General features: G+C 69.8%; 25 protein-coding genes, 1 tRNA gene and 1 pseudogene. 13 read left to right on the top strand and 14 right to left on the bottom strand.

The window, feature by feature from the left end:
- Window positions 1–64: 64 nt before the first annotated feature.
- Genes J7I98_RS06385 through J7I98_RS06375 form a run of 3 tightly spaced genes read right to left on the bottom strand, consistent with a single transcriptional unit; the run spans window position 65 to window position 3,446 of the window.
- A complete protein-coding gene (locus J7I98_RS06385; RefSeq protein WP_214919579.1) occupies window positions 65–946 on the bottom strand; it encodes an SDR family oxidoreductase in 882 nt (293 codons plus the stop codon).
- Window positions 943–1,884 carry an alpha/beta fold hydrolase gene (locus tag J7I98_RS06380; protein WP_214919578.1) on the bottom strand — a complete coding sequence of 314 codons (942 nt, stop codon included), beginning with the start codon at window positions 1,882–1,884 and terminating at the stop codon, window positions 943–945. Before J7I98_RS06380 ends, J7I98_RS06385 begins: the two co-directional genes overlap by 4 nt.
- Window positions 1,881–3,446: an NAD(P)/FAD-dependent oxidoreductase gene (locus J7I98_RS06375; RefSeq protein ID WP_214919577.1), complete on the bottom strand. Its 1,566-nt coding sequence runs from the start codon at window positions 3,444–3,446 to the stop codon at window positions 1,881–1,883. The genes J7I98_RS06380 and J7I98_RS06375 overlap by 4 nt, the downstream gene beginning before the upstream one ends.
- A 129-nt stretch (window positions 3,447–3,575) precedes the next feature.
- Here J7I98_RS06375 and J7I98_RS06370 point away from each other — a divergent pair, with 129 nt between their 5' ends.
- Window positions 3,576–4,328 carry a MerR family transcriptional regulator gene (locus tag J7I98_RS06370; RefSeq protein WP_214919576.1) on the top strand — a complete coding sequence of 251 codons (753 nt, stop codon included), beginning with the start codon at window positions 3,576–3,578 and terminating at the stop codon, window positions 4,326–4,328.
- A gap of 29 nt (window positions 4,329–4,357) precedes the next feature.
- Here J7I98_RS06370 and J7I98_RS06365 read toward each other — a convergent pair whose 3' ends face one another.
- Window positions 4,358–5,155: an exodeoxyribonuclease III gene (locus J7I98_RS06365; RefSeq protein WP_214919575.1), complete on the bottom strand. Its 798-nt coding sequence runs from the start codon at window positions 5,153–5,155 to the stop codon at window positions 4,358–4,360.
- Window positions 5,156–5,218: 63 nt separating this feature from the next.
- Here J7I98_RS06365 and J7I98_RS06360 point away from each other — a divergent pair, with 63 nt between their 5' ends.
- Both J7I98_RS06360 and J7I98_RS06355 read left to right on the top strand, forming a co-directional pair.
- The gene (locus J7I98_RS06360; protein ID WP_214919574.1) at window positions 5,219–5,710 is read left to right on the top strand and encodes a GNAT family N-acetyltransferase; all 492 of its coding nucleotides are present in this window, start codon (window positions 5,219–5,221) and stop codon (window positions 5,708–5,710) included.
- A gap of 134 nt (window positions 5,711–5,844) precedes the next feature.
- Window positions 5,845–6,807 (top strand): serine protease, encoded by a 963-nt coding sequence (locus J7I98_RS06355; protein WP_214919573.1) that lies wholly within the window; start codon window positions 5,845–5,847, stop codon window positions 6,805–6,807.
- Window positions 6,808–6,875: 68 nt separating this feature from the next.
- Here the strand turns inward: J7I98_RS06355 and J7I98_RS06350 are convergent.
- From J7I98_RS06350 to galU, 7 genes are all read right to left on the bottom strand, one after another.
- A tRNA-Ala gene (locus J7I98_RS06350) sits at window positions 6,876–6,949 on the bottom strand.
- 60 nt (window positions 6,950–7,009) lie between these two features.
- Entirely contained in the window at window positions 7,010–8,104 is a 1,095-nt protein-coding gene (glpR, locus tag J7I98_RS06345; RefSeq protein ID WP_214919572.1) for a gephyrin-like molybdotransferase receptor GlpR, read from the bottom strand.
- Between the two features lie 161 nt (window positions 8,105–8,265).
- Entirely contained in the window at window positions 8,266–8,892 is a 627-nt protein-coding gene (locus J7I98_RS06340) for a GNAT family N-acetyltransferase (RefSeq protein ID WP_214919691.1), read from the bottom strand.
- On the bottom strand, window positions 8,889–9,482 hold the full coding sequence (locus J7I98_RS06335; RefSeq protein WP_214919571.1) for a molybdenum cofactor biosynthesis protein B: 594 nt from the start codon (window positions 9,480–9,482) through the stop codon (window positions 8,889–8,891). The genes J7I98_RS06340 and J7I98_RS06335 overlap by 4 nt, the downstream gene beginning before the upstream one ends.
- Complete coding sequence (gene moaC / locus J7I98_RS06330; RefSeq protein WP_214919570.1) at window positions 9,479–9,958, bottom strand: cyclic pyranopterin monophosphate synthase MoaC; 480 nt, start codon at window positions 9,956–9,958, stop codon at window positions 9,479–9,481. Before moaC ends, J7I98_RS06335 begins: the two co-directional genes overlap by 4 nt.
- A gap of 62 nt (window positions 9,959–10,020) precedes the next feature.
- Window positions 10,021–11,322, bottom strand: coding sequence for a gephyrin-like molybdotransferase Glp (gene glp / locus J7I98_RS06325; RefSeq protein WP_214919569.1), 1,302 nt, complete (start codon window positions 11,320–11,322; stop codon window positions 10,021–10,023).
- A gap of 4 nt (window positions 11,323–11,326) precedes the next feature.
- Window positions 11,327–12,229: a UTP--glucose-1-phosphate uridylyltransferase GalU gene (gene galU / locus J7I98_RS06320; protein WP_214919568.1), complete on the bottom strand. Its 903-nt coding sequence runs from the start codon at window positions 12,227–12,229 to the stop codon at window positions 11,327–11,329.
- Window positions 12,230–12,312: 83 nt separating this feature from the next.
- Between galU and J7I98_RS06315 the strand changes: the two genes are divergently transcribed.
- Window positions 12,313–12,906: a 5-formyltetrahydrofolate cyclo-ligase gene (locus J7I98_RS06315; RefSeq protein WP_308377687.1), complete on the top strand. Its 594-nt coding sequence runs from the start codon at window positions 12,313–12,315 to the stop codon at window positions 12,904–12,906.
- Here J7I98_RS06315 and J7I98_RS06310 read toward each other — a convergent pair.
- Window positions 12,896–15,685, bottom strand: coding sequence for a penicillin acylase family protein (locus tag J7I98_RS06310; RefSeq protein ID WP_214919566.1), 2,790 nt, complete (start codon window positions 15,683–15,685; stop codon window positions 12,896–12,898). The genes J7I98_RS06315 and J7I98_RS06310 overlap by 11 nt on opposite strands.
- A 180-nt stretch (window positions 15,686–15,865) precedes the next feature.
- Between J7I98_RS06310 and J7I98_RS06305 the strand changes: the two genes are divergently transcribed.
- The 6 genes from J7I98_RS06305 to mscL all read left to right on the top strand — a co-directional run bounded on the left by J7I98_RS06305 (window position 15,866) and on the right by mscL (window position 21,516).
- The gene (locus J7I98_RS06305; protein WP_214919565.1) at window positions 15,866–17,392 is read left to right on the top strand and encodes a potassium/proton antiporter; all 1,527 of its coding nucleotides are present in this window, start codon (window positions 15,866–15,868) and stop codon (window positions 17,390–17,392) included.
- Between the two features lie 254 nt (window positions 17,393–17,646).
- Complete coding sequence (locus J7I98_RS06300; RefSeq protein WP_214919564.1) at window positions 17,647–18,912, top strand: MFS transporter; 1,266 nt, start codon at window positions 17,647–17,649, stop codon at window positions 18,910–18,912.
- A 66-nt stretch (window positions 18,913–18,978) separates the two neighbouring features.
- Window positions 18,979–19,332 (top strand): FmdB family zinc ribbon protein, encoded by a 354-nt coding sequence (locus tag J7I98_RS06295; RefSeq protein ID WP_214919563.1) that lies wholly within the window; start codon window positions 18,979–18,981, stop codon window positions 19,330–19,332.
- Between the two features lie 81 nt (window positions 19,333–19,413).
- Window positions 19,414–20,247 carry an S-methyl-5'-thioadenosine phosphorylase gene (locus tag J7I98_RS06290; protein ID WP_214919562.1) on the top strand — a complete coding sequence of 278 codons (834 nt, stop codon included), beginning with the start codon at window positions 19,414–19,416 and terminating at the stop codon, window positions 20,245–20,247.
- A 210-nt stretch (window positions 20,248–20,457) separates the two neighbouring features.
- Window positions 20,458–20,922 (top strand): hypothetical protein, encoded by a 465-nt coding sequence (locus J7I98_RS06285; RefSeq protein ID WP_374225077.1) that lies wholly within the window; start codon window positions 20,458–20,460, stop codon window positions 20,920–20,922.
- Window positions 20,923–21,045: 123 nt separating this feature from the next.
- Window positions 21,046–21,516, top strand: a complete 471-nt coding sequence (mscL, locus tag J7I98_RS06280; RefSeq protein WP_214919560.1) for a large conductance mechanosensitive channel protein MscL — start codon at window positions 21,046–21,048, stop codon at window positions 21,514–21,516.
- A 13-nt stretch (window positions 21,517–21,529) separates the two neighbouring features.
- Here mscL and J7I98_RS06275 read toward each other — a convergent pair whose 3' ends face one another.
- Window positions 21,530–21,757 (bottom strand): hypothetical protein, encoded by a 228-nt coding sequence (locus J7I98_RS06275; protein ID WP_214919559.1) that lies wholly within the window; start codon window positions 21,755–21,757, stop codon window positions 21,530–21,532.
- 75 nt (window positions 21,758–21,832) lie between these two features.
- Here J7I98_RS06275 and J7I98_RS06270 point away from each other — a divergent pair, with 75 nt between their 5' ends.
- Together J7I98_RS06270 and J7I98_RS06265 are read left to right on the top strand one after the other, a co-directional pair.
- Window positions 21,833–22,915: a P1 family peptidase gene (locus tag J7I98_RS06270; protein ID WP_214919558.1), complete on the top strand. Its 1,083-nt coding sequence runs from the start codon at window positions 21,833–21,835 to the stop codon at window positions 22,913–22,915.
- A gap of 144 nt (window positions 22,916–23,059) precedes the next feature.
- Window positions 23,060–23,881 (top strand): DUF6227 family protein, encoded by an 822-nt coding sequence (locus J7I98_RS06265; protein ID WP_214919557.1) that lies wholly within the window; start codon window positions 23,060–23,062, stop codon window positions 23,879–23,881.
- Between the two features lie 93 nt (window positions 23,882–23,974).
- Here the strand turns inward: J7I98_RS06265 and J7I98_RS06260 are convergent.
- A pseudogene (locus J7I98_RS06260) lies at window positions 23,975–24,862 on the bottom strand (PTS fructose transporter subunit IIC); the annotation flags it as partial.
- 404 nt (window positions 24,863–25,266) lie between these two features.
- Between J7I98_RS06260 and J7I98_RS06255 the strand changes: the two are divergent.
- Window positions 25,267–26,199 (top strand): PD40 domain-containing protein, encoded by a 933-nt coding sequence (locus J7I98_RS06255; RefSeq protein WP_214919556.1) that lies wholly within the window; start codon window positions 25,267–25,269, stop codon window positions 26,197–26,199.
- The last annotated feature ends 283 nt before the right edge of the window (window positions 26,200–26,482 follow it).

Here is a 26,482-nt window from a genome sequence, read left to right as displayed (position 1 = left end):
AGAGGGGCGCACCCGACTCCGGGTGCACACCTCGCCGCGGCAGCGCCACCGCGCCCGCGCCCCCCTACGCCCGCTCCCCCCGCGCCTTCTCGTCCGCCTCTCCCCCCGCCCCCACAAGCCCCTTCCCCACACCCGCGAGCCGCGGCTCGAAGCGCTTCATCTCGCGCTGGCCCACCGCCCCGATGAGCGAAGGCAAGTAACCGCGCACCGACTGCATCCCCCGCAGCCACCACTGCGCGTACACGTGGGAGGACCGCCGCTCGATGCCGGCGACGATCCGGTCCACCGCCGGGCCCAGCGGATACGTCCGGTTCGAAGGCCACGGCAGCCTCTGCCGCAACTCCCGCATCACGTCGTCCTGATCCGCGCCCCGCACCATGTCCGTGTCGGTCCACGACAGATACCCGACCCCGACCCGCACCCCCCGGTAGCCGACCTCCGCCCGCAGCGAATGCGCGAACGCCTCGACGCCCGACTTCGACGCGCAGTACGCCGTCATCATCGGCGCCGGCGTGATCGCGGCCAGCGACGCGATCTGGAGGAAGTAACCCCGGCTCTCCATGAGCACCGGCAGGAACGCCCGCGCCGTCACCGCCCCACCGATCAGGTTGACCTCTATGACCCGCCGCCACGCGTCGGGGTCGGAGTCCATGAAGGGGCCGCCCGAAGCGACGCCCGCGTTGGCGACGACGATGTCGATCTTCCCGAAGCGTTCCTTCACCTCACGCGCGACCTGCGCCATCGCCGCGTGGTCGGTGACATCGGCGTACCACCAGTCCGCCTCCGCGTGCAGCCGCGCCGCCACCTGCTTCAGCGCGTCCGGCTCCAGGCCGACCAGCGCGACCTTCGCCCCGCGCGCCGACAGCTTGCGGGCCAGCAGTTCTCCGACGCCGCGGGCCGCGCCCGTGACGACCGCGACCTGCCCTTCCAGGCTCTGCCTGCTCATACGGCCTCCTCCTCAAGTGCACTGCTCGCGCCGACGACGTACGTGGTGACAAGTTCGCGGAGTTTCGCCGTGACGGCCTCCGGCGCCTCCACCGGAGTCATGTGCCCGATGCCGGTGAGCTCGACGAGCCCCAGCGAATTCGGGAGCGCTGCCGTAACGGCGCGAGCGCCCGCAAGCGGCGTGAGCCGGTCGACCGTCCCCGCGATGAAAGCGGTGGGCACCGTCAATTCCCGTACGCCCGCGTCGAGATCGAGCTCCCCGAGCACGTGCGACCACGCCACCCGCACCGCCCGAGGGCAGGCGTGCACGATACGAGCGCACTCGGCCACCCGCTCCGGCGGCGAACCGGGGCCCATCGTCGCGTACTTGAGAATCTTCTTCGACAGGGGCGTGACCGGCCCCAGCGGGGCGCGCGCACCCAGGACCGCGCGGGTAATTCGCGTCCGAACGCGCCCGGCGCGCATCGGCAGTACGAGCGACTCCGCAACCAACCGCGAGCTCCCCGTACTGCACAGCAGAACAGCCGCCGCATGCTCGCGGAACCCGCGCCGCCCGGCAGCGGCCATCATCGCCATGCCACCCATGGAGTGCCCGGCCAGTACGGCCTTCTCATCCGGATCGAGCGCCGCGGCGAGCACCGCTTCGAGGTCGTCGGCGAGGGCGTCCGTGCTGTAGCCGCCGCGCCCCACGGCGGGAGACCGCCCGTGACCCCGCTGGTCGTACACAACGAGCCGGTAATCACCGGCCAGTTCACGGATCTGCGCCGCCCAGAACTCCGTGGAACACGTCCATCCGTGCGCCAGCACCAGCGCGGGCGCGTCTTCGGCGCCGTACACCTCGACATGCAGCCGCGACCCGTCGGCGGACACGGCGGTCAGCTCGCGCGAGGCGACGAGGGGCTCAGCGCCACAGCCACCGCGCTTCATCAACCGGCTCATGCGACGGTCTCCTTGGCTGCGACAGTCTTCTTGGCTGCGACGCTCTCCGTGGCCTCGGCCCGCCCTTCGGCCCGCGCCTCTGCCCCGGCCCGCACCACCCGCATCACCTCGTACTCGGCGAGATTCACGTCCCGCGTCGCCCGCCGGAACTCGCTCGGCGTACCCGGCCACACCGTCGTATTGCGCCCATTCGCATCCAGGTACCAGCTGTCGCAGCCGCCCGTGTTCCAGACGGTCCGCTTCATACGCTCCTGCACGCGCCGGTTCCAGGCGTTGACGGCCGACGGCCGCGCGGCCAGCGCCGCCCTGCCGCCGAGGACGTTCAGCTGCCGCATGAAGTCCGCCATGTAGTTCAGCTGGGACTCGATCATCAGGATCATCGAGCTGTTCCCGAGGCCCGTGTTGGGGCCGATGATCGTCATCCAGTTGGGGAAACCCGCCGCCGTCGCACCGCGCAGCGACTGCATCCCGTCCTTCCACGCCTCGGCGAGCGTGATGCCGTCGGCGCCCACCACCCGCTCGGCGATCGGCATGTCGGTGACATGGAAGCCCGTACCGAAGATGATCGCGTCGGCCTCGGTCTCGGTCCCGTCGGCCGCCACGACAGTCGAGCCGCGCACCTCCTTCAGGCCGGACGCCACGACGTCCACGTTGTGCTGGGCGAGCGCCGGGTAGTACGAGCTGGACAGCAGGATGCGCTTGCAGCCGATCCGGTACGACGGCGTCAGCTTGGCCCGCCGCGCCGGGTCCTTGATCGCCTTGGCCATGTTGGCCTTGGCGAGCGACTCGATCATCCCCAGCTGACCGGGGTGCTTGGTGAACGCCGTGACCTGCAATTCCCGTATCCCGAAGAGCAGTCCGCGCCGTGCCTTCCCCGTGAAGGGAAGCTGCCGGTGCAGCCAGCGCTCGGCCCCCGTGATCGCCCGGTCCATGCGCGGCATCACCCACGGCGGGGTCCGCTGAAAGAGCGTCAGCTTCTCCACGTCGGGCTGGATCGAAGGCACGATCTGGATCGCCGAGGCGCCCGTCCCGATCATCGCCACGCGCTTGCCGCGCAGGTCGTAGTCGTGGTCCCACCGCGCCGAGTGGAAGACCTTGCCGGGGAAGCCGTCGAGGCCCGGTACCGCGGGGATCTTCGGGTCCGAGAGCGGACCGGTCGCGGAGACCACCACATCGGCCGTCAGCGTCCCCTGCGCGGTGTCGATCTCCCAGCGCAGCTCGTCGCCGTCCCAGCGCATCATCTTCACTTCGTGGTCGAGCCTGATGTGCGGCCGCAGCCCGAAGGTGTCCGTGACGTGCTCCAGGTACGCCCTGATGTGCTCCTGGCCGGAGAAGGTGCGGGGCCAGTCCGGATTGGGCGCGAAGGAGAAGGAGTACAGGTGGGACGGTACGTCGCACGCACAGCCCGGGTAGCTGTTGTCCCGCCAGGTGCCGCCGACCGAATCGGCGCGCTCCAGGACGACGAAGTCGGTGATCCCCTCGCGGCGCAGCCGGACGGCCGCCCCGAGGCCACCGAATCCGGATCCGATCACCGCCACTCGTACGTGCTCGTGCTCGGCCATGCCGACGCCTCCCGCGCTTCCGCGACACTGCCAGCAATCACTGGCACGATTGGGAGAGTAGAGCAGCGGCGTACTCATGGGTAGAGGTACGACGCACAAGTTACCGGCGGTACAACATAGGCTTCCCACGTGGACAAAGGCGCAGAGGCACGCGAGTACCGCACGGAGGAGCTGGCCAGGGCGGCCGGCATCACCGTACGCACCCTGCGCTTCTACCGTGAGCGCAAGCTGCTCCCGCCGCCGCGCCGCGAGGGCCGCATCGCCTGGTACGACTCCCGCCACCTCGCCCGGCTGCGCACCATCGCCGCCCTGCTGGAGCGCGGCCACACCCTGACCGGCATCGCGGACCTCGCCACCACTTTCGAGAGCGGCCGCGACGTCGGCGAACTCCTCGGCCTCGGCGAGGACTCCGCCGACGTCGCGGCCACCTGGACCGAGGAGACCCCGGTCCGCCTCACCCCCGAGGACCTCGCCGACTACTTCGCGGGCGAGGTCACCCCGGAGAATTTCGCCGCGGCGCTCGAACTCGGCTATCTGGCAACGGACGGCGAGGAGATCGTCCACATCAGCCGCCGCCTGCTGGACGTCTCGGCGGCACTGGTGCGAGAGGGCGTCCCGCTCGCGGCCGTGCTCAAGGCGGGCCGCGAGGTCAGGAAGCACACAACAGCGATGGCGGAGATCTTCACGGACATGGTCCGCACGCACATGAGCGGGGACGCGCCAGGCGACGCGACCAACGGCGCGACCCGCGACGCGACCGGCAACGCGACCGAAGCCCCCGCCGCATCCCTGGAGCGCCTGCGCCCGCTCGCGAAGAGCGTCGTCGAAGCCGAGCTGTCGATGGCGCTGGACCGCCTGATGAGAGCGGAAAAGGACGCCTAGCCCGGCCCCGGGACCCCGGGCCCTGTCCGCTACCGCTCAAATACCGCCGTCACCGGCGCATGGTCCGACCAGCGCAGGTCATAGCTGGCCGCCCGCTCGACGTACGCCTTGACCGCCCGAGCGGCCAGCCCAGGCGTCGCCACCGCGTAGTCGATGCGCCATCCCGAATCGTTGTCGAAGGCCTTCCCGCGGTACGACCACCACGAGTACGGCCCCTCCTGCTCCGGATGCAGCGCGCGCACCACGTCGACGTACTCCGCCTCGTCGAACACCCGCGTAAGCCACGCCCGCTCCTCGGGCAGGAACCCGGAGCTCTTGCGGTTCGCCTTCCAGTTCTTGAGGTCGGCCTCCTGGTGGGCGATGTTCCAGTCGCCGCACACCAGCACCTCGCGCCCGCCCGCCGCCGCGCGCTCCTTCAGCTCCTTCAGGTACGGCAGGAACTCGCCCATGAAGCGCACCTTCTCGTCCTGCCGCTCCGTACCGACCTCACCGGAGGGCAGATACAGACTCGCGACAGTGACTCCCGGCAGGTCCGCCTCGACGTAACGCCCGCTCCCGTCGAACTCCGAGCTGCCGAATCCGACCTGCACCCGCTCGGGCGCCCGGCGCGTGTAGAGCGAGACGCCGGCACGCCCCTTGGCGGCCGCCGGAGCGTGCACGACATGCCAGCCCTCGGGCTCGCGCACCTCCTCGGGGAGCTGCTGCGGCTCGGCCCGTACCTCCTGGAGGCACACGACATCGACGGAGGTCCCGGCCAGCCACGGCACGAAGCCCTTCTTGGCGGCGGCACGCAGCCCGTTAACATTCACGGTTGTCACAGTGAGCATCCCGGCACCATACCGACCGGAAAAGCACTCCCGCCGACACTGCATACCCGTACGCTTGTACGCATGAATATCCAGACACGCCCGTACGACCACCCGGACGCCCTCAAACTCGAAGCCGAAGTACAGCAGGAGTACATCGAGCGCTACGACGGCGACGGTGACACGACGCCTCTCGACCCCACGATGTTCGCACCACCGAGTGGCCTGTATCTCATCGCGTACGACGAACAGAGCCGCCCCGTCGCCACCGGCGGCTGGCGCAGCCGGGACAAGAACGGCGAGGGCTACGCCGACGGCGACGCCGAGCTCAAGCGGATGTACGTGATCTCCGAGTGCCGCGGCCTGGGCCTGGCCCGCCGCATCCTCGCCGTCCTGGAGGCGGACGCCCGTGCGGCCGGGCGGATACGCATGGTCCTGGAGACCGGTATCCAGCAGCCCGAGGCGATCGCCCTTTATGCGTCGGCCGGTTACGCCCCTGCGGAGAAGTTCGGCCACTTCCGCGAGTACGAGACCAGCCGCTGCTTCGCCAAGCCGCTGACGCACACTTCGCCTTGACCCGGTCCTGACAAAGAGTCAATCCCGTGGCACTCTGCCTGACGTAGACGTACGCGTACGCCGATCCGCACCGTCCAGCTTCCCCCCACCTGCCCGTGCGACACCACGCGCGGGCACGGCAGAAGGAGACATGCGTGAGACGCCATGGACGCCACCGCACCGCAGCCGGGATCCTCTTAGCCGTCGGCACCCTGCTGGCCGGAGCCCTCTCGGCCACCGCCGCCGGCGCCGCACCGGCCCCCACATCCTTCAAGCAGCAGCAGTCCCCGGGCTTCTGGACCGCGGAACGCATGCGCAGCGCCACCCCGCTGGACCTGCTCGCCGACACCCGCGGCGCCCTCAAATCCCGCAAAGCCGTCAAAGCCGTCAAAGCTCCCGAGCCCGGCGCCGCACCGACGACCGTCGCCCCCACCGCGTTTCCCCAGGCCGGTGGCGCCTGGGCCGGTGGCGGCGCCGTGGTGAAGACCTCGGGCCGGGTGTTCTTCAGCTTCCAGGGCCGTACGGCCTCCTGCTCCGGCAACGCGGTCACCAGCCAGAACGCCAGCACGGTGATCACAGCCGGGCACTGCGTCAAGTACCAGGGCAGCTGGCACACCAACTGGGTCTTCGTCCCCGCGTACAACAACGGCCAGGCGCCGTACGGACAGTGGAGCGCCACCAAGACGTTCGCCACCGACCAGTGGGCGGCGAGCGAGGACATCAACTACGACGTCGGCGCCGCCGTCGTCGCCCCGCTGAACGGCAAGAAGCTGACCGAGACGGTCGGCGCCCAGGGCCTGCAGTTCAACGGCGGCTACAACAAGCCGATGTACGCCTTCGGCTTCCCGGCCGCATCGCCGTACGACGGCACGAAGCTCATCTACTGCAGCGGGAACACCTCGAAGGACTTCCTCTTCTCCAAGGACCACAGCCTGGCCTGCAACATGACGGGCGGCTCCAGCGGCGGCCCCTGGTTCGCCTCGTTCAACGAGACCACCGGCACCGGCCTGCAGACGTCGGTGAACAGCTTCGGTTACACCTTCCTGCCCAACCGGATGTTCGGCCCGTACTTCGGCGACGAGGCGAAGGCCGTCTACGACAAGGCGCAGATCACCTGACCGCAGCACACCCACAACGACGAGATCCCGCCCGATCTGAACGATCGGACGGGATCTCGTGTGTGCGGTGGACCTGTGGGGATTTGAACCCCAGACCCCCTCGATGCGAACGAGGTGCGCTACCAGACTGCGCCACAGGCCCTTGCAACGAGTGAAACTTTAGCACCCCGATCGGGGTGCTTGGAAATCCGTTCCTCGCAGGTCACTCGTTGACCGCCCGGGGCCGGTCCTCGTCCGCGTACTGGTCGAAGAGCGGCGTGCGGCCACTGTCGCGGCCGCGGCGCGAGGGGGCCGTGCGCTGGTGCGGTGCCGTGTCGGTCGCGGGCGGGGGTTCGGGTGCGGGCGTCGGCTCGGCGGTGCTGGAGCGGGCCGAGCTCCAGGTGCCCGGGTCGCCGAAGTCCACGCTGCCCGTGGCGCGCGGGGCGACGGGCGCCGTGACGTACGTCGGCAGCGGGACCGGAACCGGGTCCCAGCTCTCGCCCCGGGCCGATCCGCGCTCACGCTCGCGCTGCTGATCGACCCACTCGGCGTGATCCGTCTGCTCCACCAGCGCACGCCGGCCCGCCTCCTGGGGCGACACCGCGGGCGCCGGTTCCGGCTCGGGCCGTACGACGGGCTCCTCGTCGGGCTCGACCTCCGCCGGGCGACGCCCCTGCGGCCGTCGCTCGCGCAACCGCTGCGCCGCGACCTCCGCCCTGCGCCGGTCCATGGTGAAGGCGAAGCGCCGCCGCTCCGTCGTCCGCAGATGCACGATGTACGTGCTCAGCAGTACGGCGGGGACGGCGGGCGCCCACAGGAACTGGAGGCCGCCGACCGCCGCGACGATCGCGCCCAGGGTGAAGGCCAGGAAGAGGACCACGGTGGTGCGCCGACGGCGCGCGAGGACCTTCGAGCGCCGAGCGCGTTCGGCGGCGGCACTCGTGGTGCGCGCACGCCGTTCCTCCCTGGCGTCCTCCTGTTCCTTCCCCCGCGCCTGCTCCCGTACTTCCTCACGGGCGGCGGGGTGCTCGGGTTGCGTCGGGGGCACGGCGAAGGCCCGGACGTCGACGGAACTCAATCGGTCCGTGACTGCGTCCGGGTCCACGTCGGGCTCCGCCTCACTGGCGGCGCGATCCTGAAGCTCCTTGGCGTATCGGCGCTCCATGGCCGCCCGTCCGGACAGCAGCCGGATGGCGGTGCTGAAGCGTTCCGTCGGACGGGCTTCATTGAGCTCGTCCTGCCTGCGGAGCCACATCGGCACCAAGTAGGCGGCCCAGGCCCCGACGATGACTGCGTAAATGAGGCCGCTGCTGCTCACACCCCACACCGTAGAGGGATTCGCGCAAGGCCATCCGCCAATTGCGCCGGTGTGTCGCACGATCTGGCTGATAAGTCGAACTTTTTTGTGACTGATCGGATCAACAGGCCGCTATGTGGGTCCTTTTACGATCAGGAGCCGATCGATTTCGAACACTTATTTCATTTCCGCGACGTCCCGGGTTGCGCCTGGTGCCAGCGGGTGAGCAGACCCTCGGGCACCTCTTCCGCCGTGAGCGCGAAGACAAGATGGTCACGCCATCCACCGTCAATGTGAAGATAACGTGGCCGGAGCCCTTCCTCGCGGAATCCGAGTTTCTCGACAACTCTGCGACTCGGCCCGTTCTCGGGACGAATGCAGATCTCGACGCGGTGCAGTCCGACCGTACGGAAGCAGTGGTCGACGGCGAGCGCGACGGCCGTCGGCATCACGCCCCGGCCCGCGACCTCGCGGTCGACCCAGTAGCCGACATGCCCCGAGCACATCGAACCCCAGGTGATCCCGGCGACCGTCAACTGGCCCACCAGCTGCCCCTGGTACTCGATGACGAAGGGCAGCATCCGGCCCGCGTTGGCCTCGGCGCGCAGGTGGCGGACCATCTGACGGTAAGTGGGGCGCTGGGCGACCGGGCCCGCCGGGGCGGGCGGCGGAATGGTCGCCTCCCAGGGGCGCAGCCAGTCGCGGTTGCGCCGGTTGACCTCGCGCCAGCTCCGCTGGTCGCGCAGCCTTATCGGACGGAGGGCGACATCGCCGTCCGTCAGCACGACGGGCCATGGCGAAACGTTCAGGTCGGGCTCCCCGGCCGGGGATGGTCGCCGCCGCGGATCTGGTCGACGGCGTGCAGGAGCAGGCGGTCCAGGACCGCGAGTCCGTCGCGTACGCCACCGGTGGATCCGGGGAGGTTGACGATCAGGGTTCGGCCCGCGACGCCGGCGAGGCCGCGGGAGAGTGCGGCGGTCGGGACCTTCACCAGGCCCTCGGCACGGATCGCCTCGGGGATGCCGGGGATCTCGTAGTCCAGGACGCGGCGGGTGGCGTCGGGAGTGCGGTCGGTCGGCGAGATGCCGGTGCCGCCGGTAGTGACGATCACGTCGCACGCGCCACCGACGCCCTCGCGCAGCGCCGCCTCCACGGGATCGCCGTCGGGTACGACCACGGGGCCTTCGACCTCGAAGCCGAGGGCGGCCAGGGCCTCGGCGATCATGGGGCCGCCCCGGTCGGCGTAGACACCGGCGGAGGCGCGGTTGGACGCCGTCACGACGAGTGCCTTGAGGGCGGCGCGGGGTGACGGCTGCGGCGTGATGACGGCCGGGGCCGGCGCGGCCGGCGCCTCGTGGCTGTGGCTGTACACCTCACCGGCTCGGGGTGCGGGACTCATGCCCGGCTCCAGTCTCCGGACTTGCCGCCCGTCTTCTCCTCGACCCGTACGTCGGTGATGACCGCGCCCTTGTCGACTGCTTTCACCATGTCGATCACGGTGAGCGCGGCGACCGTGACGGCGGTCAGGGCCTCCATCTCGACGCCCGTACGGTCCGTCGTACGCACCGTGGCGGCGATCTCCACGGCGTCGTCGGCGACCGACAGGTCCAGCTTCACGCCGGAAACCGCGAGCGGGTGGCAGAGCGGGATCAGGTCGGGCGTGCGCTTCGCGCCCATGATGCCCGCGATACGGGCGGTGGCGAGGGCGTCGCCCTTGGGGACACCCTCGCCCCGCAGCAGCTCGACAACACGCGGTGCGACAAGGACGCGCCCCGTGGCGCGGGCGGTGCGCGAGGTGACGTCCTTGTCCGATACGTCGACCATGCGGGCTGCACCCGCCTCGTCGATGTGCGTGAGCCGTTGGTGCGTACTCATTACGTGTGGCGCTCCCGGTCAGGGCCTGTGAGGGCAGACACGGTACCCCCACCGGGCCCCGGTCAGCCGAGCAGTACCACGACGACCTCGGTGCCGGGCTCGGCCGTCGTGGCGTCCTCCGGGACGGTGATCAGCGCGTTGGCCCGGGCGAGGGCCGCGACCAGGTGGGATCCGGCGCCGCCGACGGGGGTGACGGTGCCTGATTCCTCATCGTACGTACCCCTCAGGAACTGGCGCTTCCCGGCGGGCGAGCTGAGCGGTTTGTCGGCGCTCAGGGTGGCGCGGACCGTCGGGCGGTGGACGTCCTTCAGGCCCATGAGGGCGCGGATCGCGGGGCGCACGAACAGCTCGAAGGAGACGTACGACGAGACCGGGTTCCCGGGGAGGGCGAGCAGCGGCGTGTGCTCCGGGCCGATGGAGCCGAAACCCTGTGGCTTGCCCGGCTGCATGGCCAGCTTGCGGAAATCGATGCCGCTGCCCGGTTCGTCCTCGTCGCCGACGGAGGACAGGGCCTCCTTGACGACGTCGTACGCCCCGACGCTGACACCGCCGGTGGTGACGATCATGTCGGCGCGGATCAGCTGGTCCTCGATGGTGGCGCGGAGCGTCTCGGCGTTGTCGGTGACGGCGCCGACACGGTAGGAGATGGCTCCCGCGTCGCGGGCGGCGGCGGTGAGGGCGAAGCTGTTGGAGTCGTAGATCTGGCCGGCTGCCAACTCCTCGCCGGGCTGGACCAGTTCGCTGCCGGTCGACAGGACGACGACTCTGGGGCGCGGGCGGACCTTTACGGTGGCGCGGCCGATGGCGGCGAGGAGTCCGATCTGGGGCGGGCCGACGACCGTACCGGCTTCCAGGGCGAGGTCGCCGACCTGGACGTCGCTGCCGCGCGCGCGGACGTGGGCGCGGGCCTCGACGGGCCGGTGGACGCGGACTTCGCCGGACGCCCCCTCCGGGGCGGCACTGTGCGCGCGCATGGTGGCGGCCGGGCCGCCGCCCGTACCGCCGTCGGTCCACTCGACCGGGACGACGGCCTCGGCGCCGGGCGGCAGCGGGGCACCGGTCATGATGCGGGCGGCCTGGCCGGGGCCGACGGTGAGCGTTTCGCCGCTGCCCGCCGCCACGTCACCGATGACGGTGAGGACGGCGGGGAACTCCTCGCTGGCGCCCGTCACATCGGCCGTACGGACCGCGTACCCGTCCATCGAGCTGTTGTCGAACGGCGGCAGGGCGATCTGGACCGTGACGTCCTCGACGAGGACACAGCCCTGCGCGTCGGGGAGTTGCAGCTCGATGGGTTCGAGCGGCTTCACCGCGGCGAGGATGTCCTCCAGGTGGTCGTCGACCGACCAGATCGTGCTGCTCAAGGTGCTACATCTCCTCGGTGACGTAACTGCGAAGCCAGGCCCGGAAGTCCGGCCCCAGGTCTTCACGTTCGCACGCGAGTCTGACAATGGCACGCAGATAGTCGCCCCGGTCCCCGGTGTCATAGCGGCGGCCCTTGAAAACGACGCCGTGCACGGGGCCGCCGACCTTCTCGTCCTCGGCCAGGAGCTGGAGGGCGTCGGTGAGCTGGATCTCGCCGCCGCGGCCCGGCTCGGTCTTGCGAAGTATGTCGAAAACGGCAGGGTTCAGGACATAGCGGCCGATGATCGCGAGATTGCTGGGCGCGTCGGCCGGGGCGGGCTTCTCGACCAGTCCGGTGACCCGTACGACATCGCTCTCGCCGGTCGGATCGACGGCCGCGCAGCCGTAGAGGTGGATCTGGGAGGGGTCGACCTCCATGAGCGCGATGACGCTGCCGCCGTGCTGCTCCTGGATGTCGATCATCCGGGACAGCAGCGGGTCGCGCGGGTCGATCAGGTCGTCGCCGAGGAGGACGGCGAAGGGCTGGTCGCCGACGTGCGGCGCGGCGCACAGGACGGCGTGGCCGAGGCCCTTGGGGTCGCCCTGGCGGACGTAGTGCATGGTGGCGAGGTCGCTCGACTCCTGCACGCGGGCCAGGCGTTCGGCGTCGCCCTTGCGGCCGAGGGCAGACTCCAGCTCGTAGTTGCGGTCGAAGTGGTCCTCGAGCGGGCGCTTGTTGCGGCCGGTGACCATGAGGACGTCGGAGAGACCCGCGGTCACGGCCTCCTCGACCACGTACTGGATGGCGGGCTTGTCGACGACGGGCAGCATCTCTTTGGGAGTGGCCTTCGTCGCCGGCAGGAACCGGGTACCGAGACCAGCGGCGGGGATGACAGCCTTGCTGATCCTGGGGTGCGACTGAGTCATGGTCAGAACGATATCCGTTGCGTATGGGCGGAAGATTAGGCTCCGGTCAATAAATTCTCATACGAGGGGTTTGTGGAGCCGCTGTGTTGTGTGACGAGCCTGACAAGGCCGGGTTGCGAAGAGAACTCCTGGACATGAGGAACCGGTTGACCAGGGATGACGCGCAGAAGGCGGCCACGGTTCTGGCCCGCAGGGCATTGGAGCTTCCGGAGCTCACAGAGGCCCGGACGGTGGCCGCATACGTAGCGTTCGGGAGCGAACCGGGCACCCGCGCGCTGCTCGACGCGCTGCGCGCGCGGGGCGTGCGGGTGCTGCTGCCGGTGCTCCTGCCGGACAACGATCTGGACTGGGCCGAGTACGAGGGCGCCGAGAATCTCGTACGGGCCAGGCTCGGGCTCCTCCAGCCCGCCGGCACGCCACTCGGCGTGGACGCGATCCTGGAGGCCGAGGCGGTGCTGCTGCCCGGCCTCGCCGTGGACAGCCGCGGCACGCGGCTCGGGCGGGGCGGCGGCTCGTACGACCGGGCGCTCGCCAGGCTGGAAGCGGCGGACGCCCATCCGCACCTGGTGGTGCTGCTGTACGACGACGAGGTGATCGCGCGGGTCCCGAAGGAACCGCACGACCACCCCGTGACCGCCGTCGTGACGCCGGGTGGCGTCAGGCGCTTTACGGCCTGAGCACCAGCTTGTCGGCGGTGCTCTTCTCGACCGCCTCGTCGCTGTAGGGCCAGTCGAGCAGCTCGCCCTTCGCCCACTTGTCCGTCTGGTCGGTGTAGTGCGCGCTGTACGCGTGGCCCGAGGCGCCGGTGAGGTTGATCCAGCGGGACTTGTCGAGGTCGTTCAGGTTCACGACCATCCGCATGGACGGCACCCAGGTGACCTCGTAGCCGCCCGCCGCGTTCCAGCCGGTGGCGTTGACGGCGGCCTCGCCGCCGCCCAGGTTCCACGGGCCCCGGTTGAGCAGCCACTGGACGGCGCCGGGGCCCTCGGTGCCGAGGGTCTGGTTCTTCAGCGTCAGCTGGTGCAGGCGGCCCCAGCTCCAGCCGTCGACGTCCTTGCCGAGCTTGGCCGTGAGCTCCCAGCGGGCGTCCTTCAGTGCGCGGGCGAGCAGGTCCTCACGGGTTTTGGTGGGCTTGTCGAGGCGGGTGCTCGGCGACTGCCACCACTCGTTGTTCTCGTCCTTCAGCATCGTGCGGACGACCTCGTACCAGCGGTCGCCGCCGTCCGGCTGGGCCGAGTCCTTGTCGCGCTGCCCGCACTCGCGGACCCGCTCGTCGAGGTCGTCGACGGGGCCCGTGCTGTCGGCGGGGCGGACGATGAGGCACTGGCCCTTGACCCGGAGTTCCTTGGGCAGCTTGTTGCCGAAGGCGAGCTTGAGGACATTGCGCCACACCGCGTTGAAGTACGCGGCGGCGGCGGAGTCCGGCTCCTGGGTGTAGTCCCAGCCTTCGAGGAGCTTCTGCGCCTCGCGGACGTTCGGGTCCGAGACATCGGTCTTCAGCAGGTGGGGCGTGAGCAGCTTCGCGATCTCGCTGCTGTTGTCCGTCTGCATGGTCCGCATGTCGTCGGTCGAGATCTTCCCGCCGTCCTTGATCTTCGACTCGATGAGGTCGTTGATCCGCTGGCTGCGGGCGCCGTAGCCCCAGTCCTCGGTGAGGAGGTAGGGGTACTTCTTCTTGTCGATCACGGCCTGGTTGGCGGTGACGATGTAGCCGCGCTCGGGGTTGTACTCGTACGGCAGCTCGTCCTGCGGGATGAACTTGGTCCAGCGGTAGCGGGAGTCCCATCCGGGGGCGGGCAGTGTGCCGTTGCCCGCGCCGCGGACCGGGATGCGGCCCGGGGCCTGGTAGCCGATGTTGCCCTTGGTGTCGGCGTAGATGAGGTTCTGCGAGGGGACCTCGAAGTGGGCGGCCGCGGCGCGGAAGGTCTTGAAGTCCTTCGCCCGGTTCAGCTCGAAGACGGCGTCCATGGACTTGCCCGGCGTGAGGGCGGTCCACTTGAGGGCGATCCCGTAGCCGTTGCCCCGGTCGGGGGCGGCATTGGTGACGGGGGCCTTCTCGCCGACCTTCTCCAGCTCGCTGCTGCGGTCGGAGACCAGCGGGCCGTTGTTGGTGGAGCGGACGGTGATCTTCTTCGGCTTGCCGCCGGCGACCTTGATGGTCTCCTCGCGGGTCGTGAAGGCCTTCTCCCGGCCGTCGTAGAGGTAGGTCTCGCCGGAGACCTTCTCCAGGTAGAGGTCGGTGACGTCGGCGCCGAGGTTGGTGAAGCCCCAGGCAATGTCCTGGTTGTGACCGATTATTACGCCGGGCATGCCGGAGAAGGTGTAGCCGGCGGCGTCGTACTGGCACTTGGCGGAGACGCTGCGGCAGTGCAGGCCCATCTGGTACCAGAGCGAGGGCAGCTGGGGGGCCAGGTGCGGGTCGTTGGCGAGGAGCGGCTTGCCGGTGGTCGTGTACGTGCCGGAGACGACCCAGGAGTTGGAGCCGATGCCGCTGCCGTTCGGGCCGAGGAGGGCGGGGATCTCGTCGAGGGCGTCGGAGATGCCGGAGAGCTGGGACTGGAAGCCCTGGGTGGCGTCGGCCGCGTTGTTCGCGATGCCGTTGCCGGTGCCTGTACCGGTGCCGGATCCAGTGCCCGTACCCGTACCCGTACCGGTGCCGGCACCGGATCCGGTCGACGTGGCCGAGGCGGTCGGGTCGTACTTCTTCGTGCCCTGGTTGAGCGCGCCCTCTGCGACGACCGGCTTGTTCCGGTCGTACGGATAGGCCGGATACAGGTCCTTGATCTGCTTCGCCGTCAGCCGGCTCGTCATCAGCGACCGGTCGATCTCGTCCTGCATGTTGCCGCGCAGGTCCCAGGCCATGGCCTTGAGCCAGGCCACCGAGTCGACGGGCGTCCACTTCTCGGGCTTGTAGTCGTTCGTGAAGCCGAGGGCGGCGTACTCGACGGAGATGTCCTTGCCGTCGCGGCCCTCGAGGTAGGCGTTGACGCCCGCGGCGTACGCCTGGAGGTACTTCTTGGTCTCCGGCGTCAGCTTGGTGTCGTACTCCTGCTGCGCGACCTGGCGCCAGCCGAGCGTACGCAGGAAGGCATCCGTCTCGACCTGGCCCGAACCGAACATCTCCGAGAGACGGCCCGACGTCATGTGACGGCGTACGTCCATCTCGTAGAAGCGGTCCTGCGCCTGGACGAAGCCCTGGGCGCGGAAGAGGTCCTCGTCGGTGTCCGCGTAGATCTGGGGGATGCCGTAGCTGTCGCGCTTGACGTCGACGATGCCCGAAAGGCCGTCCAGTTCGAGTGATCCCGTGGTCTGCGGGAAGGAGGCGCGCACGGTGCTGATGCTCCAGTACGTGCCGTAGCCGACACCCGTGACGAGGGCCAACACCAGCACGATCACGATCAGGCGGGCGCGACGCCCCTTCTTCTTGCCGGAAGAGGCGGTTGTGTTGGCGGGCATCGCTGTCCTTCGAGGGGCAGGGTGGTCCTGGAGTGCTGGAGCAACCATAGGCGCAGCACTCTTGGGCTCCGGACTCGGTGCCTGTTTGAGCGGTTGTACGGACGATCAGGCGCGTCAAGGAAGCGTTAAAGATTAGGTAAGGTAACGAAGTACTGGCCAACGGAGGAACCGCCGACGGGCGTGCGAGGGAAGGAACGGCCACTGACTGTCCACGAGCTCAACGAACTCCTGCTCATCTGCTCGCTCGTCCTGCTCATCGCCGTCGCGGCGGTCCGCATCTCGTCCCGGAGCGGGCTCCCCAGCCTGCTGCTGTATCTCGGGATCGGCGTTGCCATCGGGCAGGACGGCATCTTCGCCGTCAAGTTCGACAACGCCGAACTGACGCAGGTGATCGGCTACGCCGCGCTGGTGGTGATCCTGGCCGAGGGTGGCCTGGGTACGAAGTGGAAGCAGGTCAAGCCCGCGTTGCCCGCCGCGGTCGCGCTGTCGACCGTCGGCGTCGCGGTGAGCGTGGGCGTTACGGCGGCCGGCGCGCACTATCTCGTCGGCCTCGAATGGCGGCAGGCGCTGATCATCGGCGCGGTCGTCTCGTCGACGGACGCCGCCGCGGTCTTCTCCGTACTGCGCAAGGTTCCGCTGCCTACCCGGATCACGGGTGTGCTGGAGGCGGAGTCGGGCTTCAACGACGCCCCTGTCGTGATCCTGGTGGTCGCCTTCTCGACGGCCGGGCCGGTGGACGACTGGTACTTCCTCGTCGGCAAGATCGTTCTGGAGCTGGCGATCGGCGCGAGCATCGGTCTCGCGGTGGGCTGGCTCGGAGCGTTCGGGCTGCGTCATGTGGCACTGCCCGCTTCCGGCCTGTATCCGATCGCGGTCATGGCCATCGCCCTGTCGGCGTACGCCGCCGGAGCCATCGCGCACGGCAGTGGATTCCTCTCCGTCTACCTGGCCGCCATGGTGCTGGGGAACTCCAAGCTGCCGCACTGGCCGGCCACGCGCGGATTCGCGGACGGGCTCGGCTGGATCGCACAGATCGGCATGTTCGTCCTGCTCGGCCTGCTGGTGACGCCGCACGAGCTGGGGGCCGACTTCTGGCCCGCTGTCGTCGTGGGTCTGGTGCTCACGATGGTGGCGCGGCCGCTGGGGGTTCTCGTCAGCCTGCTGCCGTTCCGTATCCCGTGGCGGGAGCAGGCCCTGATGTCCTGGGCCGGGCTGCGCGGTGCGGTGCCCATCATTTTGGCGACCATTCCCCTGGTCACGGAGATCGAGGGCAGCGACCGGGTCTTCAACATCGTCTTCGTCCTCGTCGTCGTCTACACCCTCGTACAGGGGCCGACGCTGCCCTGGTTGGCGAAGCGGCTGCGGCTCGGCGTCGACCCGTCGGAGGCCGCCGACCTGGGCGTCGAGTCGGCGCCACTGGAGCGGCTGCGCGGGCACCTGCTGTCGGTCGCGATCCCCGAGAAGTCGAAGATGCACGGCGTGGAGGTGGCCGAGCTGCGACTGCCGCACGGGGCCGCCGTGACCTTGGTCGTACGGGACGGAACCAGCTTCGTACCGCTGCCGACGACTGTGCTGCGGCGGGGCGACGAGCTGCTCGTCGTGGCCACCGATCCGGTACGGGACGCGGCGGAGCAGCGGCTGCGGGCGGTCGGGCAGGGCGGAAAGCTCGCCGGATGGCTCGGAACCGGCGACACAACGTCCGGTTGATCACAGGCAGTGTGACGGATTCCTTAGGCATTTACAGGCGTCACACTGGGGACACCCTGTAACATGAAGGTCTACTGATCGACCAACTCTGCCTGACGCAGAGCTGGCGCGACCGTACGGCGGCCGGCCCCCTCTCTGTGGGTGTCCTGGTATCTACCGCCGGTCCTGCGCAAGAGGACAGCTCTCGGCGGCTCCCGCATGCCCACCACCGCGTGCACAGGGGAGCGTCACCAGGCGGCAGAAAGGCAAGGACCGTGTCCAACACGGTCACCACCCCGCGCCCTGGTTACGGCCGGCTGCTCCGCACCCCTGGAGCATGGACGTACCTGTTGCCCGGATTCCTGGCACGGCAGCCCTTCGCGATGCTGACCATCGGCATCGTGCTGCTGGTGCAGCACACCACTGGTTCGTACGGAAGCGCGGGCGCTGTAGCCGCCGTAACCGGCGTTTCCATGGCACTGTTCGCGCCGCAGAGCGGCAAACTGGCCGACCGTTTCGGACAGAGCGCCGTTCTGATTCCGGGCGTCCTTGTACACACCGCTTCCGTCGTCACACTGACGGCGCTCGCGCTCGCGGACGCCCCCATGTGGGCGCTGTTCGTCGCGGCCGTTCCCACCGGTGCTTCCGTACCGCAGATCGGCCCGATGGTGCGGGCCCGCTGGGCCGCCAAGCTGGAGGGCTCGCCGCTGATGTCGACGGCGGCCGCCTTCGAGTCCGTGACGGACGAGTTCACCTTCGTCGTCGGCCCGGTGCTCGCGACCGCGCTGTGCACCGGCGTGCACCCGGCGGCCGGTCTGGCCGCAGAGGCGGCGCTGACGCTGGTCGGCGGCCTGTTCTTCGCGATGCAGCGGCGTACCCAGCCGCAGGCCGGACGCCTGACCGTGTCCGAAGGACGCCGGGTCTCCGCCCTCTCCATGCCGGGCGTACGCGTCCTCGCGATGGCCTTCCTGGGCATCGGAGCGGTCTTCGGCGGAATGCAGGTCTCACTGACCGCGTTCTCCGAGGAGATCGGCAACCCCGGCGTCAACGGGCTGCTGTACGGAACCTTCGCCGCGGGCAACATGCTCGCGGGCATCGCGTGCGGCGCGATCGCCTGGAAGGTCGGCCCCCGTCGCCGGCTGATGGTCGGGTACGCCGCCCTGACGCTGGCCGCCTCCGGGCTGTGGGCGGTGCACTCCGTGCCACTGCTCGCCGGGCTGGGGCTGCTGGTCGGCCTGTGCATCGCGCCCGCGCTGATCACCGGCTACACGATGGTCGAGACCCTGGTGCCGGCTTCGGCCCGTACCGAGGCCTTCACGTGGCTGACCGGCGCCGTCGCGCTCGGCCAGGCCGCTGCTGTCACGGTCGCCGGCCGGCTGGCGGACGCGAACGGTGCCAGCGCCGGGTTCCTGGTGCCGCTGGGCGGTACGGCGCTTGCGCTGATCACGCTCGTGGCGCTGCGCTCGCGGCTCGTGCCGAAGGCTCCGGGACGGGTCGCCGCGCGTGGGATGGGTCACCGAGTGCCCGTGACGGTGGACTGATCCAGCGGAATAGGTCAGTATGGAACGTCGTTAGCACTCATCGAGTGAGAGTGCCAGGAGGAGCAAGTGCCGACCTACCAGTACCAGTGCACCGAGTGCCGCGAAGGCCTCGAGGCGGTGCAGAAGTTCACCGATGACGCACTGACCGTGTGCCCGAGCTGCCAGGGACGCCTCAAGAAGGTGTTCTCCGCGGTCGGCATCGTCTTCAAGGGTTCCGGGTTCTACCGGAACGACAGCCGCGGCTCCTCGTCGAGCAGCACGCCGGCCACGTCGTCCGCGAAGACCGCCGCGTCGTCTTCTTCGTCGTCCTCGTCTTCGGGGTCCCCGGGGTCTTCGTCCGACTCGAAGCCCGCCGCGTCGTCGAGCACCAGTGGCTCTTCGGGTTCGTCGAGCTCTTCCAGCAGCACCTCGGCCGCGTAGCGCGCCACATGCCGTAACAGGACCCCGCCGTATGGGACGGCGGGGTCTTCGGCATGTCCGTGCCCGGCTACTGTGGCGGCCATGTTGAACGCACAGATCGGCGTGATAGGCGGCTCGGGCTTCTACTCCTTCCTGGAGGACGTGACCGAGGTCCAGGTGGACACTCCCTACGGGAAGCCGAGCGACTCCCTCTTCCTCGGCGAGATCGCCGGGCGGCGGGTCGCCTTCCTCCCCCGCCACGGGCGCGGTCACCACCTGCCGCCGCACCGCATCAACTACCGCGCCAACCTGTGGGCGCTGCGTTCCGTCGGCGCACGCCAGGTGCTCGGGCCGTGCGCGGTGGGCGGGCTGCGGGCCGAGTACGGGCCGGGGACGCTGCTCGTACCGGATCAGCTGGTGGACCGTACGAAGGCGCGTACGCAGACCTTCTACGACGGTGAGACGCTCGTCGACGGGAAGCTGCCGAAGGTGGTGCACCTGAGCTTCGCCGACCCGTACTGCCCCGAGGGGCGCAAGGCGGCGGTCGCGGCGGCGCGCGGGCGCGACTGGGAGCCGGTGGACGGCGGGACCCTGGTCGTCGTAGAGGGGCCGCGTTTCTCCACGCGGGCCGAGTCGCGGTGGCATGCGGCGATGGGCTGGTCGGTGGTCGGCATGACCGGGCATCCGGAGGCTGTACTCGCCCGGGAGCTCGGGCTCTGCTACACGTCGCTGGCGCTGGTGACGGACTTGGACGCCGGGGCCGAGACGGGCGAGGGCGTCTCCCACGAGGAGGTGCTCAAGGTCTTCGCCGCGAATGTCGACCGGCTGCGCTCGGTGCTCTTCGACGCGGTGGCCGGGCTGCCGGCGGACGAGGCGCGCGACTGCCTGTGCGCGCACGCGCTCGACGGGCTGGACACGGGGATCGAACTGCCCTAGCGGGTGAGCGAGTTGTCCACAGGCCGGGGGTAGTCCACAGGCTCCGGCGGGATCCGGGCGGAGCGTGGATCGTGAGGAGCGTTCAGCCGAATCTCCTCGCGGCAGGCGGTGGTTTCCGTGTCCCCCTCGTCCCGTACGTCCCCCACTTACTCTCTTCCCGCATGTCCGGCCCCGCCTCCCTGTGGTGTGCCCGAGTTCGACCCTGTGCGGGTGCGTGGCGGCAGGCGCTTCCTGCGGCGCGCGGTGCGGCGCAGGAAGCGGGCGATGGCGGGCGCGCTCGCCATGGCCGCCGCCGCGCTGGCCGCTTCGGGCGTGTACGACACGGGGCGTACGGGAGCCGCGCGGGCGGCGGCCGTCGCCGCGCCGCAGCGTGAGCGGAAGCCGGTGGAGATGGTGTCCGCGCCGGTACGTATCGCTGATGCCGCGACCGTACGGCTGCTGCGGCGGGGCGACCGCGTCGATGTGATCGCCGCCGCCAACGCGTCGGCGGGCGGCGCGAGATCCGGTGCGCGGGTGGTGGCCGCGGGTGTCCGGGTGGCCGAAGTGCCGAGGGCGGCTGCTGGGACTTTCGGAGACGACAGCGGAGCGCTGGTGGTCCTGTCCGTCCCCCGGAGCACGGCCGCGGAACTGGCCGGTGCGGGGACGACGTCGCAGCTGGCGGTGACGTTGTGCTGACTAGAACTGGCGCGCTGTCATGTCACTGGTTCGTGGGCCGCGGCTGGACAGGCCCGTCACATGCTGACGTAGGTTGCGGAACGGTTTGCTCCGTCCCCGGTAAATGCGAAAAGAGGCTCATCCGTGAGCGAGCAGAAGCAGAGCGTCCTGGAGGGCTTCAAGGTCTTCCTGATGCGCGGCAATGTGATCGACCTTGCCGTCGCGGTGGTCATCGGCGCCGCGTTCACGAACATCGTGAACGCCGTGGTGAAGGGGATCATCAGCCCGCTGGTCGGGGCGATCGGCACGAAGAACCTGGACGTCTACTCCTACTGCCTCAAGGACCCCTGCGGCATCGACACGAAGGGGGAGCCCACCGGCGTCAACATCCTCTGGGGTTCGGTGCTGAACGCGACGCTCACCTTCTTGATCACCGCTGCGGTCGTCTACTTCCTCATGGTGCTGCCCATGTCCAAGTACCTGGCCAGGCAGGCGAAGCGGAAGAAGGAGAAGGAGGCTGCGGTGGAAGTCATGGAAGCCACCGAGGTCGAGCTGCTGAAGGAGATCAGGGACGCCCTGGTGGCGCAGCGCGGCTCGGGTCACGACGACCGATAGTCACTGCTGCTTCTCAGAGGTGGTGCGGCGGCTTCTCGTCCAGGAAGCGGGCGAGGTCGGCCGCGCTGTCGGCCGATCCACCGGGAGGCCGCTCACCCCACCCTCGGTCCGTATCGTCCGCCGATTGCTGGTCGAGCGGATCTCCGAAGTCCAGCGTCGGCTTGGGCCGTGGCTTTCGCTCCGGCTGCTGCTCGGGCTCGTGCTCCGGATCGCGCGGTCCGTGGGCGGGGGCGGTGCTCATACCTCAAGGGTACGGCGATCCGGCAGAGCTGACCTCTCGCGCCGCGGCGGCCAACCCCCGTGATACCTACAAACCATGGGACAGATCACGAGAGCAGACGCACTGACGGACGTGGCCGGTCTGCGGGTCGGGCACGCCCGAGTGCCCGGCGACCGCGCGCTGAGCGGCACCACCGTCGTCCTGGCCCCGGAAGGCGGGGCTGTCGCCGCCGTGGACGTACGGGGCGGGGGACCCGGCACGCGCGATACGGACGCCCTCGACCCGCGCAACCTGGTGCAGCGCGTCGACGCCGTCGTGCTCACGGGCGGCAGCGGGTACGGCCTCGATGCCGTGTCCGGGGTGATGGCGTGGCTGGAGGAGCAGGGGCGCGGCTTCCGGGTCGGACCCGACCCGGCGCAGGTCGTGCCGGTCGTCCCGGCCGCCTGCCTCTTCGACCTGGGGCGCGGCGGCGACTGGCGGGCCAGGCCGGACGCCGCGACAGGACGCGCGGCTGTCGAGGACGCCGCCCGTACGGAAGCCGGGGCGCCGGTCGCCGAGGGCGGGGTGGGTGCCGGGACGGGCGCGGTCGTGGGCGCGCTGAAGGGCGGAGTCGGCTCGGCGAGCGTCGTCCTCGATTCGGGCATCACGGTGGGCGCGCTCGCGGTCGTCAACGCCGTCGGTTCGGCGGTCGATCCGCTGACGGGCGTGTTGTACGGGAGGTATTTCGGGGGCCGGGTCGACTACCCGGCGGCGGAGGTGCACGAGGCGGCGCAGCGCCGCCTCGACGAAGCGCGCAAGGAAACGGAGCGGCGCTCGGCGGGCTTCGCACGCCCACCGCTGAACACCACCCTCGCGGTCGTCGCCACCGACGCCGAACTGACCCGTGCCCAGGCGCAGAAGCTGGCGGGCACGGCGCACGACGGCCTCGCGCGCGCCGTACGTCCCGTGCATCTGCTTACCGACGGAGACACCGTCTTCGCCCTCTCCACGGGCACGCGGCCGCTGCTGACCGAGACGCCGGAGCCCGTCTTCGCGGCGCACGTGGGCGCAACCGCCCTGAACGAGGTGCTGGCCGCCGGCGCCGACGCGTTGACTCGCGCTGTGGTGAAAGCCGTACTGGCGGCGGAGGGGTTCGACGGCCCTGGTGGCGCTTACCCGGCGTACCGGGATCTCTACTGACGTACGGACGCGCCGAGTTGACCGGGGCGCGCGGGAACCACTCGTGCGCCCCCTTCGTTTTCCTCAACCCCGGAGACGTTGTCAGACCCAGGGGCTACGTTGAGCACTCGGCAAGTAACAAGCGGCGACGGCCTGGAGACACCCTTGAGCGATCCGTACGAGACAACCGAGGAGCACCTCGAGCGACTCCTGGGGCGCGCACTCAACTCGTTCGACCTGCCCGACCCGATCGTCGAGCGGCTCGAATCGGCGCTGGCACACAGCACTTCCCTGCACTCCTCGCACCACACGGCGGGAATGCACCGGGAGACGTTCAAACACGAGTTCCTGCTCTCCGACGCGACCTCTCTCACCCTGTGGGAGCTGGCGCACAACGCGGGCCGCGACGGCACCACGCAATACGAGATCTATACGGAGGCGGCCGAGGTCCGGCTTGCCGCGTCCAGGCTGCCGCGCCCGAACGGGACGGAGGCGTTCGGCTTTTCCGATCCGGCCGCCGGTTCCGGCGCAGCCGAAGGGCGTGACGCGGACGGCTTCGACCCTGCCAGCTTCGACGAGGACGCCCGTGACGTGGACCTCGACGCCGACCTCGAAATCCTTGCCACGCTGATGGCCAAGCGCCCGGCTGCCCCACGCATCTACGTCCCGGACAATTCCGCCGACCACGCGCGCCGGGTACTCCGCCGCGCCGAGAACGCGGACAAGCCCGGGCAGGACACCGCGCACCGCCTGGCCGGTGCCCTCGCCCACCAGATCACCCAGGCCTTCGGCCGCCAGTGCAGTGTCGAGGGCCGGGACGCCGGCTTCACGCTGTACGAGCACGCGTTCCTGCTGCTCGACGGCAGCGAGGCCAGCCTTTGGGAGGTCGAGCACACGGCGACGCCCGACGGCCGCCACATGTGCGAGGTGTACGAGACGGAGCACACCGCGCGCGAAGCGATGGAGCACCGCGCGCGGGTGCGCTGACGTCGGCGTGGCGTAGGTGCGGAGTGCGTGACGTGGTGCGCGGAGTGCGTGACGTGGGTCTAGCGCGTCACGTGGGCGCGTGCGTCACGTGGGTCAGGCTGCCACCGTGACCTTGGCTTGCGTGGACGGCTCCGGCTTCGCCGGTTCCGCCGTCCTGCGCATCCCCTTGAGGAGGATGACCAGCCCCGCGCTGACCGCCGTACCCGCCAGGACGGCGACCAGGTAGAGGAACGGGTTGCCGATCAGCGGGACCACAAAGATGCCGCCGTGCGGGGCACGCAGAGTGCACTCGAAGGCCATCGACAGGGCGCCGCTGACCGCGCCGCCCGCCATCGCCGCCGGGATCACACGCAGCGGGTCGGCCGCGGCGAAGGGGGTCGCGCCCTCGGTGATGAACGAGGCGCCGAGCACCTAGGCCGCCTTGCCGTTCTCGTGCTCTGTCTTGGTGAAGAGCTTGCCTCGTAGGACCGTTGCCACCGCCATCGCGAGCGGCGGGACCATTCCGGCGGCCATCACCGCGGCCATGACCTTGAGGCTGCCTTCGTTGGGATTGGCGAGGCCGCCGACCGCGAAGGCGTAGGCGACCTTGTTGAGCGGGCCGCCGAGGTCGAACGCCATCATCAGGCCGAGGATGACGCCCAGGATGACCGCGTTGGCGCCGGACAGGCCGGACAGCCAGTCCGTCAGCGCCGGCTGGAGCCCCGCGATCGGCTCGCCGACCACCAGGAACATCAGGAAGCCGACGATCACCGACGAGATCAGCGGGATCACGACGACCGGCATGATGCCGCGCAGGGGTGCCGGGATCTTGATCTCCGCCAGCCCGCCGATCTGGAACATCAGCGCGGCCCAGCTGGTGGCCTCCGTCCACGCGAAGTGCTCCATGACGGAGGGCGCCTTGCCGATCGTGCAGCCGCCGATCGCGAAGCCGAGCGCGATGAGCAGACCGCCTGCGGCGACGAACGGCACCATGTAACTGACGTAGTACTTGGAGCCACTCGGCCAGTGGACCAGGTGTGGACCGCCGAGGGCACTCAGGGGCCCTGAGGTACTCGTTCATTCAGCTCAAGACAGGGTTCTCCCGTCAGCGCAGCACCCTCTTGAAAGCCGTCGTGGCAGCGATCTCACCGTGGGTTCAAATCCCACACCCACCGCGCAGCTCAACGTAGGTACAGGTCAGAAGGGGTGTCTCCGACTCGGAGACACCCCTTCTGCGTTCACCCTGTCTCACCCTGCCTCGCCCGTATCCCACTGTGGACCAGGGTGTACGGCCAACCTGCGGCCAGGATTCGGCAGCCTCGCCGAACGTGACGTTTCTTGATCGGCGTGCGCTGTGATCAGCAGGGCCGGTATGGCCGGTCCACAGAAGCAAGAAAGGAGCGCATGTGCGCTTCACACACGCTGCGTTGACAGTCGGGCTCGCGGTTGCGACGAGCCTGTCACTGGCGGGGACCGCCGGCGCGGAGGGAACGGTGGAGGCGGGCCGGATCACCGCCACGGACTACTCTGCGGGGTCCCCCGCCACCGTCGCGCTGGACCCGGCGACCGGCTCCGTCACCACCACGTTCGCCCAGGCCGCGGAAGACGGGGTCCTCTCGCCCAAGGGCTCCCGGGTGGCGTACATCCAACGCCGGGATACGTGCATACCGCAGACCGAAGGGTGCATGTACGCCCGCGACCTGGTGATCGCCGACGCCGACGGCAGCGACCGGCGCGTCCTGGCCGAGGGCGTCCAGCCCGAAGACGCCACCGCGCCGTACGTCGGACACCCTGACTGGTCTCCGAGCGGTAAGCGGGTCGTCTACGACAGCCCACGCGGCCTGGAGTGGATCGCCACGGACGGCACCGGTGCTGAGGTGCTCACCTCCGGCAGCCACGGCACGTTCTCCCCGGACGGCCGGAGCATCGCCTTCCTGAAGGCCACCTCGTACGAGACGCCTGACGGCACGGAGTACGGCTCCGACGTCTACACCCTGAACTTGGCCACCCGCGAGGTCCGCGCCGTCACAACCGATCACCAGGCGTGGTCGACGGCCGCTGATTGGTCCCCCGACGGGCAGCGCGTCGTCCACTCCACCGGGCACGGCCTGCGCATCACGGACGTGGCCACCGGCGCCGCCACCGAGCCGCAGTGGCCGATGCCCCTCTCCAGCATCCAGAATCCGGTCTTCTCCCCCGACGGCAGCCGGATCGCCTTCACCGCCGTCGACGACTTCGCCGGCACAAGCGGCGTCTATGTCGTCGATGCCGCCGACGGGGGGAACCTCCGCGTGCTCACCGACCGTCCCGTGACCCTCACGGACTGGCTGGCCAACTAGAGCCGCAGGGCCCGGGCCCCGGCGGAGGCTTACGGCACGACGATTTGAAAACCGTCGTGGCAGCGATGTCTCCGTGGGTTCATATCCCACACCCACCGCAGATGAACGGCCCCTGACCAGGTGAATCGATCGGGGGCCGTTCTCATGTGCGCTGTCCGTCAACCACCGTGGTTCCCCGTCAGTTTCCGGTCGACCGGGCACGGCAGAGGCACGGTCACCTTCTGATCCGTAGCTACAGTTGATGTCGTCACGCAGTTGGAGACATGTCGGCGGCCTGGGCCGT

The organism is Streptomyces sp. ISL-98 (genome assembly GCF_018614055.1).
GTDB lineage: Bacteria > Actinomycetota > Actinomycetes > Streptomycetales > Streptomycetaceae > Streptomyces > Streptomyces spiramyceticus.
This window is presented reverse-complemented; position numbering and strand designations above follow the sequence as displayed.